The organism is Pseudomonas sp. DWRC2-2 (assembly GCF_049897885.1).
GTDB classification, from domain to species: Bacteria; Pseudomonadota; Gammaproteobacteria; order Pseudomonadales; family Pseudomonadaceae; genus Aquipseudomonas; species Aquipseudomonas azotoformans_A.
In genome coordinates, this window is record NZ_JAFCXD010000001.1 from 1,441,568 (window position 1) to 1,455,776 (window position 14,209).

Annotated in this window: 14 protein-coding genes and 1 pseudogene; 8 read left to right on the top strand and 7 right to left on the bottom strand. The window is 60.9% G+C overall.

Annotated features, from left to right (window positions below; genetic code table 11):
• Positions 1 to 36 precede the first annotated feature (36 nt).
• Positions 37 to 1,254 carry an alanine transaminase gene (gene alaC / locus ACP7EW_RS07070; RefSeq protein ID WP_269131821.1) on the top strand — a complete coding sequence of 406 codons (1,218 nt, stop codon included), beginning with the start codon at positions 37 to 39 and terminating at the stop codon, positions 1,252 to 1,254.
• A 45-nt stretch (positions 1,255 to 1,299) separates the two neighbouring features.
• Here alaC and ACP7EW_RS07075 read toward each other — a convergent pair whose 3' ends face one another.
• Both ACP7EW_RS07075 and ACP7EW_RS07080 read right to left on the bottom strand, forming a co-directional pair.
• Positions 1,300 to 2,652 carry a GntP family permease gene (locus tag ACP7EW_RS07075; RefSeq protein WP_017738791.1) on the bottom strand — a complete coding sequence of 451 codons (1,353 nt, stop codon included), beginning with the start codon at positions 2,650 to 2,652 and terminating at the stop codon, positions 1,300 to 1,302.
• An 84-nt stretch (positions 2,653 to 2,736) separates the two neighbouring features.
• Positions 2,737 to 3,270 (bottom strand): gluconokinase, encoded by a 534-nt coding sequence (locus tag ACP7EW_RS07080; protein WP_033896292.1) that lies wholly within the window; start codon positions 3,268 to 3,270, stop codon positions 2,737 to 2,739.
• A 212-nt stretch (positions 3,271 to 3,482) separates the two neighbouring features.
• Between ACP7EW_RS07080 and ACP7EW_RS07085 the strand changes: the two genes are divergently transcribed.
• The 6 genes from ACP7EW_RS07085 (at position 3,483) to ACP7EW_RS07110 (ending at position 8,630) form a co-directional block, all read left to right on the top strand.
• A complete protein-coding gene (locus ACP7EW_RS07085; RefSeq protein ID WP_426216405.1) occupies positions 3,483 to 4,514 on the top strand; it encodes a LacI family DNA-binding transcriptional regulator in 1,032 nt (343 codons plus the stop codon).
• A 40-nt stretch (positions 4,515 to 4,554) separates the two neighbouring features.
• Positions 4,555 to 5,187: a glutathione S-transferase family protein gene (locus tag ACP7EW_RS07090; RefSeq protein ID WP_426216122.1), complete on the top strand. Its 633-nt coding sequence runs from the start codon at positions 4,555 to 4,557 to the stop codon at positions 5,185 to 5,187.
• Between the two features lie 15 nt (positions 5,188 to 5,202).
• Positions 5,203 to 5,940: an NAD-dependent epimerase/dehydratase family protein gene (locus tag ACP7EW_RS07095; RefSeq protein WP_426216124.1), complete on the top strand. Its 738-nt coding sequence runs from the start codon at positions 5,203 to 5,205 to the stop codon at positions 5,938 to 5,940.
• Between the two features lie 8 nt (positions 5,941 to 5,948).
• Positions 5,949 to 7,358 (top strand): MFS transporter, encoded by a 1,410-nt coding sequence (locus ACP7EW_RS07100; RefSeq protein WP_426216126.1) that lies wholly within the window; start codon positions 5,949 to 5,951, stop codon positions 7,356 to 7,358.
• Between the two features lie 127 nt (positions 7,359 to 7,485).
• Positions 7,486 to 7,935, top strand: a complete 450-nt coding sequence (locus tag ACP7EW_RS07105) for a hypothetical protein (protein ID WP_269131826.1) — start codon at positions 7,486 to 7,488, stop codon at positions 7,933 to 7,935.
• A gap of 173 nt (positions 7,936 to 8,108) precedes the next feature.
• Complete coding sequence (locus ACP7EW_RS07110; RefSeq protein WP_426216128.1) at positions 8,109 to 8,630, top strand: hypothetical protein; 522 nt, start codon at positions 8,109 to 8,111, stop codon at positions 8,628 to 8,630.
• Positions 8,631 to 8,780: 150 nt separating this feature from the next.
• On the opposite strand, the gene ACP7EW_RS07115 is transcribed toward ACP7EW_RS07110, so the two are convergent.
• The 3 genes and pseudogenes from ACP7EW_RS07115 to ACP7EW_RS07125 all read right to left on the bottom strand — a co-directional run bounded on the left by ACP7EW_RS07115 (position 8,781) and on the right by ACP7EW_RS07125 (position 11,137).
• Complete coding sequence (locus ACP7EW_RS07115; RefSeq protein WP_371923946.1) at positions 8,781 to 9,350, bottom strand: methyl-accepting chemotaxis protein; 570 nt, start codon at positions 9,348 to 9,350, stop codon at positions 8,781 to 8,783.
• A pseudogene (locus tag ACP7EW_RS07120) lies at positions 9,324 to 10,100 on the bottom strand (PAS domain-containing protein); the annotation flags it as partial. The pseudogene ACP7EW_RS07120 and the gene ACP7EW_RS07115, both read right to left, overlap by 27 nt.
• A gap of 167 nt (positions 10,101 to 10,267) precedes the next feature.
• Positions 10,268 to 11,137, bottom strand: a complete 870-nt coding sequence (locus ACP7EW_RS07125) for a LysR family transcriptional regulator (protein WP_426216130.1) — start codon at positions 11,135 to 11,137, stop codon at positions 10,268 to 10,270.
• 96 nt (positions 11,138 to 11,233) lie between these two features.
• Between ACP7EW_RS07125 and gstA the strand changes: the two genes are divergently transcribed.
• Entirely contained in the window at positions 11,234 to 11,836 is a 603-nt protein-coding gene (gene gstA / locus ACP7EW_RS07130) for a glutathione transferase GstA (protein ID WP_426216132.1), read from the top strand.
• On the opposite strand, the gene ACP7EW_RS07135 is transcribed toward gstA, so the two are convergent.
• Both ACP7EW_RS07135 and ACP7EW_RS07140 read right to left on the bottom strand, forming a co-directional pair.
• Complete coding sequence (locus ACP7EW_RS07135) at positions 11,776 to 13,206, bottom strand: aromatic amino acid lyase (RefSeq protein ID WP_426216134.1); 1,431 nt, start codon at positions 13,204 to 13,206, stop codon at positions 11,776 to 11,778. The two genes, gstA and ACP7EW_RS07135, sit on opposite strands and share 61 nt — an antisense overlap.
• Positions 13,203 to 14,207, bottom strand: a complete 1,005-nt coding sequence (locus ACP7EW_RS07140) for an ornithine cyclodeaminase family protein (RefSeq protein ID WP_426216136.1) — start codon at positions 14,205 to 14,207, stop codon at positions 13,203 to 13,205. The genes ACP7EW_RS07135 and ACP7EW_RS07140 overlap by 4 nt, the downstream gene beginning before the upstream one ends.
• Positions 14,208 to 14,209: the final 2 nt, after the last annotated feature.

Sequence of the window (14,209 nt, forward strand, 5' to 3'; positions counted from 1 at the left end):
GACGGTTCCGGGCGCTTACGTACTCTCGAGGCAACAATGGCCGACCAAGGTTCGCCGCGCCGCTTTGCGCGCATAGATCGACTCCCCCCTTACGTTTTCAACATCACGGCCGAGCTGAAGATGGCTGCGCGTCGGCGCGGCGAAGACATCATCGACTTGAGCATGGGCAACCCTGACGGCGCCACACCCCCGCACATTGTTGAAAAACTCGTGCAAGTCGCCCAGCGTGAAGACACCCACGGTTATTCCACGTCCAAAGGCATTCCGCGTCTGCGCCGGGCGATTTCGCGCTGGTACAAAGACCGCTATGAAGTGGACATCGACCCCGAGTCGGAAGCCATCGTGACCATCGGTTCCAAGGAAGGCCTGGCGCACTTGATGCTGGCCACCCTGGACCAGGGCGACACCGTGCTGGTGCCCAACCCGAGTTACCCGATCCACATCTACGGTGCGGTGATTGCCGGCGCGCAAGTGCGTTCGGTGCCGCTGGTGCCGGGCGTGGACTTCTTCGCGGAGCTGGAACGGGCGATTCGTGGCTCGATCCCCAAGCCGAAGATGATGATCCTCGGCTTTCCGTCCAACCCCACCGCGCAGTGCGTGGAACTGGACTTCTTCGAACGTGTGATCGCCCTGGCCAAGCAATACGACGTGCTGGTGATCCACGACCTGGCCTACGCCGACATCGTCTACGACGGCTGGAAAGCCCCGTCGATCATGCAAGTGCCGGGCGCCAAGGACATTGCGGTGGAGTTTTTCACCCTGTCCAAGAGCTACAACATGGCGGGCTGGCGCATCGGTTTCATGGTGGGCAACCCGGAACTGGTCAACGCCCTGGCACGTATCAAGAGCTACCACGACTACGGCACCTTCACCCCGCTGCAAGTCGCGGCCATTGCGGCACTGGAAGGTGACCAGCAGTGTGTGAAAGACATCGCCGAGCAGTACCGCCAACGCCGCAATGTGCTGGTCAAGGGCCTGCATGAGTTGGGCTGGATGGTGGAGAATCCGAAGGCGTCGATGTACGTGTGGGCGAAGATTCCCGAGCAATATGCCGCCATGGGCTCGCTGGAATTTGCCAAGAAGCTGCTGCTGGAGGCCAAGGTGTGTGTGTCGCCGGGGATTGGCTTTGGCGAGTATGGCGATGATCACGTGCGCTTTGCGCTGATCGAGAACCAGGACCGGATTCGGCAGGCGGTGCGGGGGATTCGCGGGATGTTCAGGGCGGATGGGCTGGTGAAGAAGACCAGCGAATAACGAAAAAAGGGAGCCCAGCGGCTCCCTTTTTTGTTTGCGCGGCGGTCAGACCACCAGCGACAACAGCATGATGAAGATCAACGCCACGACGGACAGAATCGTCTCCATTGCCGTCCACGTCTTGAACGTCTCGGCTACCGTCATGTTGAAGTACTGCTTCACCAGCCAGAACCCCGCATCGTTGACGTGAGACAGGATCAACGAACCCGCGCCCGTCGCCAGCACCAGCAGCTCCCGGTTAACCCCCGGAATCATTCCCACCACCGGCACCACAATGCCTGCGCCGGTAATGGTCGCCACCGTGGCCGAACCGGTTGCCACGCGAATCACCGCCGCCACCAGCCATGCCAGCAGGATCGGGTTGATCTGCGCGTTCACCGCCATATGGCCGATCACGTCACCCACGCCGCTGGTCACCAGCATCTGCTTGAAGCCACCGCCGGCACCGATGATCAGGATGATCGCAGCGGTCGGCGCCAGGCTCGCATCGAGCAGTTTGAGGATCTGTTTGGAGTGGATGCCCTGGCGATGGCCAAAGGTGTACAGCGACAGCAGCAATGCCAACAACAGGGCGGAGATCGGGTGACCGATCATGTCCATCCAGTTGCGCACGATATGGCCGTCCGGCAAACCGATGTCAGCGAAGGTTTTGAGCAGCATCAGGAACACCGGCAACAACACGGTAATCAGGGTGATGCTGAAGCTCGGCAGGTTCTTGTGTTCCGACTCGCGGGCCAGTTGATCGACCAGTTCCTGGGACGGGTTGCCCGGAATGTACTTGGCGATAAACGTACCGAAGATCGGACCGGCGATGATGGCGGTCGGCAGTGCGACGATCAGGCCGTAGAGGATGGTCTTGCCGATGTCCGCGCCAAATACGCCGATGGCCAGCAGCGGGCCCGGATGCGGCGGCACCAGACCGTGTACCGCCGAGAGGCCGGCCAGCAGCGGGATGCCGATCTTGATCAGCGACACGCCGGTACGCCGTGCCACGATAAACACCAGCGGGATCAGCAGCACAAAGCCGATCTCGAAGAACAGCGGGATGCCCACCAGGAACGCGGCGAACATCATGGCCCACTGGACCTTCTCTTTGCCGAAGGCGCGGATCAGGGTCTGGGCGATCTGATCGGCACCGCCGGATTCGGCCATCATCTTGCCGAGCATCGTGCCCAGCGCAAGGATGATGCCGACAAAGCCGAGCACCCCGCCAAAACCGTCCTGGAACGCCTTGATGATCTTGTCCACGGGCATGCCCGAGGTCAGGCCGAGGAAGCCGGCCGCGATGATCAGCGCAATGAACGGGTGCACCTTGAACTTGGTGATCAGAACGATCAACCCAATGATTGTGACCACTGCATCAAGCAGCAGGTAGGACTCGTGGGACATGCCAAACATGGGGGGTCTCTCCTGTTTGTTGTTGTTATTAAAGCGGGTGTTGAATTTCCTGCCGGGGATAGCGCTATCTTTTCCGGCAAAAAATTAATGAGTAGGTTCAAAGCCGTGTTGCAGCCACCAGGCGTTGGTCTGCTCGGCCAGTTCCTCGACGCTGTCTTCACTGGCGTTGAGGGCCAGGGTCAGCGGTTCGCCTTTGGGCGATTCAAGGGTGGCGAACTGGCTGTCGATAAGGCTGGCCGGCATGAAATGCCCAGGGCGATGGGACACGCGGTCGGCGGCCACGGCGCGGGTCAGCTCCAAAAAGACAAAACCCAGGCCCGGCGCGGCTTCGCGCAGGTGGTCGCGGTATTTCTTTTTCAGGGCGGAGCATGTGAGCACGGGATGCTCGCCCGCTTTGAGCGAACGGCGCAGTTCATCGCAGAGGATGTCGAGCCAGCCGGCGCGGTCGTCGTCGTTGAGGGGGTGGCCGGCGCTCATCTTTTCGATGTTGGCGGCAGGGTGAAAGCTGTCGCCTTCAATGGCGGTGGCACCGTTCAGGCGGCACAGGGCCTCGCTGACGCTGGACTTGCCACAGCCGGAAACACCCATGATGACCAGGGCGGTAACAGGTTGACTCATGAAACACCTCAGGACGCAGATAGCGCTACCTTTGCACGCTGTAAGGCTAGTGCAAAAACAGGCTTTTCCCGCGCCGTCTTGTCATTTTTATGGAGTGACGCGTGCATCCGCTCCAATCATTTGAACCGGATCAGGCAACCCAAAGTTCAAGAATTTGCAGCCTTTTGGAGACAGCGCTACCTTAGTGCCTCGATTTTTGTTTGGCAAGCCGCCTGATGACCTCCAAGAACGATAAAAAATTGCGCACCACGGGTCGCCCGACCCTTAATGAAGTCGCCCGCCTGGCCGGCGTCAGCCCGATTACCGCCTCCCGCGCCCTGCGCGGTATCAGCACCGTGGCCACCGAACTGGTGGAAAAAGTGCAGCAGGCCGCCGCCGAACTCAATTATGTGGTCAACCCCGCCGCCCGCGCCCTGGCCTCGGCCCAGAGCCATTCAGTGGTGGTGTTGGTGCCATCGTTGTCGAACCTGCTGTTTATCGAAACCCTCGAAGCCATCCACCAGGTGCTGCGGCCCAAGGGCTTTGAAGTGCTGATTGGCAACTCCCACTATTCCCGTGATGAAGAAGAAAACCTGCTGCGCAACTACATGGCCTACCAGCCACGGGGTTTGCTGCTGACCGGGTTTGATCGCACCGAAAGCGCCCGACGGATGGTTGAGGCCAGCAATGTGCCCTGCGTCTATATGATGGATTTGGACCCGAACGCCGGGGTGAACTGCGTAGGGTTCTCGCAATTGAGCGCGGGCGAAACGGCGGCGGCGCATCTGTTGTCCCGTGGTTACAAACGCTTGGCTTACATCGGCGCGCAGTTGGACCAACGCACGTTGCTGCGCGGCGAAGGGTTCCGCCGAGCGCTGCAACAAGCCGGCTTGTACGACCCGGCGCTGGAATTGCTGACGCCGCGCCCCTCCTCCGTGGGCCTGGGCGGCGAACTCTTCCTGCAACTGCTGGCCGCCCATCCCGACGTGGACGCCATCTTCTTCGGCAACGACGACCTGGCCCAGGGCGCCTTGCTGGAAGCCCTGCGCCATGGCATCAAGGTGCCGGAACGTGTGGCCGTGCTGGGTTTCAACGACCTGCCCGCCTCGTCCTACATGGTGCCGCGCCTGAGCAGCATCAGCACCCCGCGTGAAGCGATTGGGCGGCGTGCGGCGGAGCACCTGTTGACGATCATGGCAGGTAACAAGATCGCCAAGCCGGTGGTGGACATGGGGTTTGAGTTGCAGGTGCGGGAGAGTACCTGACCCTGCTAGATTGGTTGCTCTCCACTGCCAGGGAAGCACCATGGGACACTCACTGAAAATCTTGGGTCGCACGTCCTCCATCAACGTGCGCAAAGTGCTCTGGACCTGTCAGGAACTGGGCATCGACTATCAGCGTGAAGACTGGGGCATCGGCTTCAAGCCCACCCAGTCCGCCGACTTCCTCGCCTTGAACCCCAACGCCCAGGTGCCGGTGCTGATCGATGACCACGGCGTGTTGTGGGAATCCAATACCATCTGCCGTTACCTGGTCAGCCTCTACCAACGCCACGACCTGCTCCCCGCCGACCCCGCGCCACGCGCCCGGGTCGAGCAATGGATGGACTGGCAAGCCACCGAACTCAACCCGTCCTGGGGCTACGCGTTCCATGCGCTGGTGCGCCAGAATCCGGACTACCAAGACCCGCAGCGCATCCAGGCCGGCGTGCAGGCCTGGAACGACAAGATGAGCCTGCTCGAACAACAGCTGATCAAGACCGGCGCCTACGTCACCGGCGATGAATTCACCCTGGCCGACATCCTCGTCGGCCTCTCGGTACACCGCTGGCGCAACGCGCCGCTGGAGCATCCTCCCTACCCGGCGGTGGAGGCGTATTACCAGCGCCTCAGCCAGCGCCCTGGCTTTAAAACCTTTGCCCTCGACGGCCATAACTAAAACAAGGACTGCACCGTGAAAGGACTCAACGTACTGCTCACCGGCGCCTGCGGCAGAATCGGCAAGACGTTTTTCGACGCATCCAAAGACCGTTACCGCTTTACCCTCACCGACCGCATCGCACCGGATTTCGACTTGGGCGAGCACCGCTTCGTGCACGCCGATCTCAGCGACCCATCCAAACTCGCGGCCTTGCTCGACGGCATCGACGTGATCGTGCATCTGTCGGGCATCCCCCACGCCAGCGCCTCGTTCGATGAATTGCTGCCAAACAATATCCTCGCCACCACCTACCTGTTCGAAGCGGCCGTGACGGCCGGGGTAAAGCGCCTGGTATTCGCCAGCAGCGCGCAAACCATCGAAGGCTACCCGGTAGACCGCCAGATCACGCCCGGCATGCCGGTGCTGCCGGCCAATCTGTATGGCGTGAGCAAATGCTACGGCGAGGCGCTGTGTGGCTACTACGCGGCGAAAACCCCGCTATCCACCATTGCCCTGCGCATCGGCGCCTTCGAATTCCCCGAAACCCACGACCTCAACAACGCCCGCGACCTCAGCGCCTGGCTCAGCCCGCGTGACGCGGTGCAGTTGCTGCAACGCTCGGTAGAAGCCGAGGGCGTGAAGCACCTGATCGCCCATGGCATTTCCAATAACCGCTTCAAGCGCCTGGACCTGAGCGAAACCACGCGGGTGCTGGGTTACCATCCCCAGGATGATGCGTTTCAAACATTCGAGATTCCGATCACTTATTGAGTTTCCCCATGCCCGCACTCTCTAGCACCGACGGCATCGATCCGATCCGCGCCGCCCATATCAGCGCACGCATCGATCGCCTGCCTGCCGTCGCCACGGTCTGGCGCCTGGTGGCGTTGCTGTCCATCGGCGGCTTTTTCGAGCTGTACGACCTGTTCCAGACCGCCTACATCAGCCCCGGCCTGATCAGTGACGGGATTTTCCACACCGGCAGCGAAGGCGTGTTCGGTTTCTCGGACCAGGCCGCCTTTGCCTCGGCAACCTTCCTCGGCCTGTTTCTCGGCGCCAGCCTGCTCAGCCCTATCGCCGACCGTTTCGGACGGCGGGCGATCTTCACCTTTGCGTTGATCTGGTACACCGTCGCCACGGTATTGATGGGCATCCAGACCTCCGCCGTGGGCATCATCTGCATGCGCTTCCTGGTCGGCATTGGCCTGGGCATTGAGCTGGTGACCATCGACGCCTACCTCTCGGAACTGGTGCCCAAGCGCATGCGCAGTTCGGCGTTTGCCTTTGCGTTTTTTATCCAGTTCCTGTCCGTGCCGGCGGTGGCGTTGATGTCGTGGTGGTTGGTACCACAGGCGCCGTTCGGCGTGTCCGGCTGGCGTTGGGTGGTGTTGTCGAGCGCCGTGTTTGCGCTGTTTATCTGGCAATTGCGCAAGCGTTTACCAGAGTCGCCGCGTTGGCTTGCACAAAAAGGACGTTTCGAAGAAGTCGGTGTGATCATGGACAACCTTGAAGCGCGCTGTCAGAAAGATCACGGCAAACCACTGGATGAGCCCGAGCCCGAAGCCGTCAGCGTGCAGGGCAGCGGTCGCTTTGCCGATATCTGGCAACCACCATACCGCCGCCGCGCCTTGATGCTGATCGTGTTTCACGTGTTCCAGGCCATCGGCTTCTTCGGTTTTGGTAACTGGCTGCCTGCGTTGCTGTCGGGCCAGGGCGTCAGCGTGACCCACAGCCTGCTCTACGCCTTCATCATCACCCTCGCCTACCCGCTGGGGCCGTTGCTGTTCGTGAAGGTGGCCAACCGCTTTGAGAACAAATGGCAGATCGTCGGCTCGGCGTTGGGCGCGATGGTCTTCGGCAGCCTGTTCGCCCTGCAAACCACGGCGGTGGGGCTGGTGATCTGTGGGGTGATGATCACCTTCTGCAACGCGTGGCTGAGCTTCAGTTATCACTCGTACCAAAGTGAATTGTTCCCCACCAACATCCGCGCACGGGCGGTAGGGTTCTGTTACTCGTTCAGCCGTTTGTCCACGGTGTTCAGCAGCTTGTTGATCGGTTTTATCCTCGAACACCTGGGCACACCGGGGGTGTTGGCATTCATTGCCAGCAGCATGTTGATCGTGATGATCACCATCAGTTGGTTCGGGCCGCGTACGCGGAACCTGGCGCTGGAAAACATCGCCCACTGACAGCAACGCTGCCATTTGTCGTGACTGTTATTTCTGACAGTAGACTTGAAGTCGCTATAGGCATCAGATTTTGAGCAGGGCTTGGACAGCTCTAGAAGTCCCTTAGCGAACACATCAGGATAACGTCATGACAAATTCCCAAGTTGAACGCGACGACAAAAATCCCACCAATGGAACATTTACCGCACAACTGGTCAGGGGCAGCGTGATTTTTGAATACATCGCCGACGAAATCAGGCTAAAGAAAACGCCCTTCGGCTATGTATTGGATACCACTATGCAAGGCTCAAATGCCGCTTACCTGGAGTTTCACCTCCCAAGTGGAATTACGGGAGACCGAGACAAATACACCATCAGCAACCCCAGCGGACAAGTGACCGCCAGCTGCGAATTGAAATACACCTCCGACCCTGCTCCCCTCAAGTTTCAAGCTTCGTCCGGAGAAATTACATTTTATGAATTCAATACCAGCACTGGAAAAGTCCATGCCCGGTTCTACATGAGAGCCACAGGTGCAGGGGGTGAGTTGCTGGAAGTCAATGGAGGGGAGATGCAGTTAGTGGGTATCGGCCTTTGAGATAATGAGCAGGCCTGCAGGGGCTTTCAAACTGCCAGCAACCGGCAAGAAATGGCCGGCAGCAGGACAACTCTTGCCATAGCAGCTTGGCCAGGCCCCAAATTCCCTAGCGTTCACACCCGGCACGCTATTTGCTCCACCTGTGGCACCGAACATTTCCCCAGGTGACGATCATGCTGGTTAACAACAACACCTTAGCCGTGTCGACCGTTCAACAACTCAAACGGCCCGACATGGACCCCGCCAACGCCGCTGCCAGCGCGCTGTACAGCGGTGCCCTGCAAGCCGCGCAACAAAGCGTGACCGTGCCGGCCGCGCAGAAGGAACTGGACAAGGCCAACGACCGCATTGACGAGGCCTTCGCCAAGACCCGCGTGCAGTTGCAGACTTCCACAGAGGCCGTCACTGCCGCTACGACGACACCGGACGTACCGAAAACCGGCGCCACCGCCAGCACCGCACGCTCTGAGTTCACTGACTACATGAGCAAATCCCCGGCCGAGCGCATCCGTGAGCAGTTGCTCAAGGAACAGGGTTTGACTGAGGCGGACGTGCAGAACATGTCCCAGGAAAAGCAGGATGCGATTTCCAAGCAAGTGGCCGAACGCCTGAAGCAACAGCAAGAGCAGCAGGTAGCGGCAAAGACCGTTGACCCGCAAGCGCAGGCAGTGAAAGAGACCCTGGCGGCGATCTAAGCCGCACCGCAGATCAACGGTGAAAACCGTCTTGTGTGGGAGCTGGCTTGCCTGCGATGCGGATCACTCGGTATTTCTGATGTACCGAGGTGATGCTTTCGCAGGCAAGCCAGCTCCCACAGTGATCGGGTTATCAAGCCGACAATGCGTTTATTGCAGTTGCAACGTCGAATTGAACTGCCCGATCGCATCCACCACATGCCGTGACCCTTCCTGAATCTCCAGGATCACCTGCCCCGCTTCATTCGCCAATTCCACCCCCAAGCCCGTGCGGCTCAAGCTCGATTGCATGCTTGATACCGCGCTCAGCGACAAGTCGTGGTTCTTGCGCACCACATCGACGATTTCCACCGTCGCCTGGCTGGTTCGCGCCGCCAGGCTGCGCACCTCGTCCGCCACCACCGCAAAGCCGCGCCCATGCTCACCGGCCCGTGCTGCTTCGATCGCGGCGTTGAGCGCCAGCATGTTGGTCTGCTCGGCAATGCTGCGGATGGTCTGCACGATGGCGCCGATGATGTCCGATTGTTTGCTGACCGCATCGATGCTCTGCGCCGCCTGGTTCAGGTCGTGGGAAATTTCCTCGATGATCTGCACGGTTTGCTGCACCACCTCCGAGCCCTTGCGGGCGCAGGCGTCATTTTGCACCGAGGTGGCGTGGGCCGAGTCGGCGGCGGTGCGCAAGGTGGTGACTTGGTCAGTGATGTCGCTGGCGAACTTCACCACTTTGTACAGGCGCCCATTGGTGTCGAAGATCGGGTTGTAGGACGCCTCCAGGAACAGGGTCTTGCCGTACTTGTTTTTGCGCTCGAAGCGGTGCGAGTGGTATTCGCCACGATTGAGCGATGCCCAGAACGCCTTGTAGGCCGGCGACTCCACTTCGTTGCGGTGGCAGAACAGGCTGTGGTGCTGGCCGACGATTTCATCCAGGGAGTACTGCACGGTCTTCAGGAAGTTTTCGTTGGCGTTGATGATCTGGCCCTGCGGGGTGAACTCGATCACCGCCATGGAACGGCCAATAGCATCGATCAGGCTCTGGTTTTCATGTTCGTGGTGGACCCGCGCCGTGATATCCGACGCGACTTTGATCACGCTTTGAACGTGATTGGCCTTGTCCAGCACCGGCATGTAGCTGGCTTCCAGCCAGACTTCCTGGCCATGCTTGTTCAGGCGCATGAAGGTGCCACTAAGGGCCTCGCCCCGCGCCAGGTCGCGCCATAGCTTGGCGTAGGCGTCGGTATGGGTGTAGGGCTCGTCGCAAAAGAGCCGGTGATGTTTACCGCGTATTTCCTCGACGCTGTAGCCCATGGTTTTGCAGAAGTTGTCGTTGGCGTCGAGGATCACGCCACTGGGGTCGAACTCGATAATGGCCATGGAACGGCTGATGGCGGCCAGTTTGGCGTTGGATTCGGTGAGGGCGCAGGAGAAACGTTCGATTTGTTGCAGGTCGGATTTGTGATGGCGGTTGAACATGGTCAGATCACCCTAGATTCCCGGCGCCTGGAAGGCGCATTCCATTCATTTGTTGGATATTGCTGGCACACCTTCATGGGGAAATAACCATCCGAATCGCTTTATATGCCAAGCGTCATCAACGGTTCTGGGTGAGCATAGACAGGGCTTGGCGCTATGCAAGGCCACTAGTCAGCCAGCATTTTTAACAATGCGAGGGCGGCGGCTGACGGTGGGCGGTCCGGCGAGCCGACCAAGGCAAATTCGCGGTGCAGCGGCACATCCAACGCCATCACGCGCAGGCCCTTGCGCTGGGACGGCAAGGCCATTTCCGGCACCAGTGTGACGCCGACGCCCTCACGCACCAGGCTGAAGGCACTGTTCCATTCACGCACCTCCACGCGGATATCGCGCAGGGTCAGGCCTGCCGCGGCGCCCAGGCTGCGGGCATTGGCGGTGCAGCCACCGGTAGCCAGCACGAAAGGCTGCTCAAGCAATTCCTCAAGCGACACCGTGGCATCCGCCGGGCGTTGCGCCAGCGCATGCGCCACTGGCAGCACGGCCATCCATAAGTCACGGCCCAACACCGTCGCATTGCGCTCGGGCGTGGGGTTGAGCACCACGCCTAAATCGATAAGGCCAGTGTCGAGCAGGGTGAGCACTTCGTTGTCAGTGACATCCAGGGTGGTGACCTCGATACCGGGATAGAGCTGCGCAAAACGCTGCAAAGCAGGTGTCAGAAACGTCGCCAGCACCATGGGGAAACTGGCGATGCGAATCGTCCCACGCAGCATCGGCCTGGCTTCGTCCACGGTGCTGCGAATCGCCTGCAAGGCCCCAAGCATCACCCGCGCCTGCTCGATCACACTCAAGCCCAGGGCGGTGGGCAGGGTTTTGCGCGGTTCACGGGTAAACAACTGCGCACCCAGCGTCGCCTCCATACCGGCCATGGCCTGGCTGGCGGCGGATTGGGTCATGCCCACCCGTTCGGCAGCGGCAGTGATGCTGCCGTGATCGGCCACGGCCACCAGCAAGCGCCAGTGCATCAGGTTCATCATGGCAGTAGCTGTCCTTATGGCGGGGGTCTGAACATTTAATTTTACGCACGGTGCCACGCCCGCGAGACTGGCGCAAATTCAACGGAGCTGCCCCAGATGAAACTGTATTTCTTCCCCCACGCCTGTTCCCTCGCCCCGCATATCGTGCTGCGCGAATTGGCGCTGCCGTTCGACCTGGTCCTGGTGGATAACCAAGCCAAGACCACCGCCGACGGCGACGACTTCCTGCAGATCAACCCCAAAGGCTACGTTGCTGCGCTGAAACTGGACAACGGCCAGGTGCTGACCGAAGCCAGCGCGATCCTGCAATACCTGGCCGACCTGAAACCCACCGCAGACCTGGCGCCGTCCACTGGCAGCTGGGAACGCGTGCGTCTGCAGGAATGGCTGAACTTCATCGCCACCGAGATTCATGGCGGCTTGGCGGTGTTCTTCAACGGCGCGATCCAGGGCGAGGTGAAGGCCTCATTCCAGGCCACCCTGTTCAAGCGCTTCGCGGTGCTGGTGCAGACGCTGGAGCGCGAGGATTACCTGTTGGGTGCGCGGTACTCGGTGGCGGATGCCTACCTGTTCGTGGTGCTGCGTTGGGCGGCGTTTCATGCGATTGATTTGGGTGAGTGGCCGGCGCTGGCGGCGTTTCAGCAGCGGGTGGGTGAGCGACCGGCGGTGATTGCGGCGTTGGCCGCCGAAAACCCATGAGTCGAGATGAAGGCACTCAACGCCAGCACATCCACCGAACCCGAGCGATCCTGGTCCAGGTGGACCACCTGGCTACGCACGGTTTCATGGATCTGCCGAGCGCCTTCACCTAAACGTAGCTCGCCGCGCAAGTCCACCGCCTGCGCGGCAACGATCAGTTCAATGCTGACCAGCCACAACACCCGCTCGGTCAAGCGACGGGTCTTGTCGACCACGGCCAAAGCCTGGCCCGCATAGTCTTCAACACGGTCCGCCACCGGCACGCTCACCGCCGGCAGCGGATTGGCCAGGTGCCCGATTTCCGCGACCAACGCCGAACTGGTGCGCTGCAAGGCGGCCATACCGACATGACCGGGTTGAGTGATGAGGAAGCGCGGCAGATCACTCGAAGCCGGCGATAGCAATTTGGCAATCCGCTCGGCGCTGCATGCGGCTACTCGATTGAGCGCCAGGCCCAAGCCTTCAGCTGCCAGCGCCAAATGCGTGCTGTCGAAATTCGCCGTGGCTAACACAAGCGCCTCTTCGCTGATCAACGCCGGGTTATCCGCACCGCTGCGCAACTCCAGTTCGACCAGCTCATGCAACTGTTGCAACGCCTGCTGCGCCGCACCCTGGACCACCGTGGCACAGCGGAAGCTCAAGGGGTCCTGCAGACGACGCGGGCTGTCCGCCAGCTCACCGCCCGCCAGCAACTGCAACAACGCCGCCGACTGCTCGGTTTGCCCCGGTGCCGGCCGCAGGCGCGAAGCCCATGGCTGGAACGGACTCAGGTTGGCCCGATAGCCCTCGCACGATAACGCCAGCGCCGCCAGCACCGCTGCCAACACTTGCTGTGCCTCGGCGACCAGCAATGCGCCGAGCCCGACACTGGCGGCATTCGCCGAGACCAGCGCTAATCCATCCTTGCCGGTCAAAGGCACCGAGAGCGCCAGGCTCAAGTGTGCCAACGGCGCCAGGTCGCTCTCGCCCAAGGAACCGAGCAACGGCACCTCCGGTTCGGCACCCGAGTTAAGTAAATCCAGCAACGCCTGCGCAGCTTGCGCTGAAATACCCGAACGCCCCTGAGCCAATCCGGCCAGGCGCGCAGCAGTGATGGCGCGCAGCTCCTGGCGATTGGCCAAGCGTCCGACACCCACCGCGCGCCCCAACGGAATACTCGCCTGCACGGGTGCCACGGGCGTGTCCACCGCAGCACCGAGGCCGGTGTTTACGCCATAAATTGGCGTGCCTTCAGCCGCCAGTTTCACCAACAACTGGTGGCCTTCATCGATGCGCTGACGGGCCTGCACAGAGAAATCCGCCGGCACATCCTGCCGGGCAATCGCCAGCAAATCTGCCAGGGCTAAACCTTGGGGATCGAAGTGAATCATGCCCAGCGCAGCCGCTGGCCAATCCCCAGGCGCTTGGCTTTCTCCAGCAGTGCATGGCCCAGCGCGATGTCACTGAGGCTCAGGCCACGATGCCAGAACAGGATGGTTTCCTCAGCGGTTTCCCGGCCGTTTTTCAAGCCGGCCACGATCTGGCCCAATTCGGCATGCAGGGTTTCGGCACTGAGTTTGCCTGCGTCGACATGGGCACGTAGCGCGCCAAAAAGCCCGCCTTTGCACTGGCCCCAATCATCCACGACCAACTTGCTCATGATGTCGGTCAGCGACAATTCCACCGCGCTCATGGTGCCGTAGGGCACCACAAAGGCGCCGGGTTTGATCCACTCGGTGCGCAACAAGGGCTCGGGCTGGTCCAGGCGCGACGCCTCGACCACGATGTCGGCGCCACGCACGGTGGACTCCCAATCGTCGGTGACGATCACGGGTTTTCCCAGGTCCTTGCGCAGGCGCTCAGCGAAGGCTTCGCGGCTTTCGCTGCGGCGTGAGTGCACGCGGATTTCGTCGAAGTCGAACAGGTGATCCAGCAAGCGCACGTTCCAATACGCCGTGCCACGCGCGCCAATGTGCGCCAGCACTTTGCTGTCGGGCCGGGCCAGGTATTTGGCGCCGATGGCCGTAATGGCACCGGTGCGCATATCGGTGATCGCCGAGGCATCCAGGATCGCCTTGGGAATCCCGGTGGCCGGGTCCAGCAGGTTGAGGATGGCCAATTCCGAGGGCAAGCCCTTGCGGTAGTTGTCGACAAAATCCCCCACCACTTTGACGCCCGCATAGCCAATATCGCCGCCGAGTACACCGCGCAATACGTTGAAGTGGCCGTTGATCTCACCGCCGGGAATCAGGTGGGTCCGCGGCTCGATCACCGCCTCGCCACGGCCCTGGATCGCCAGGCTGGCTTCGATGGCGGTGAGGATCTCGTCGTTGGTGAGGCCCAGTTCGTCGATGTCCAGGCCGTTGAGAAAGTCGATGTAGATCGGTTGCATGG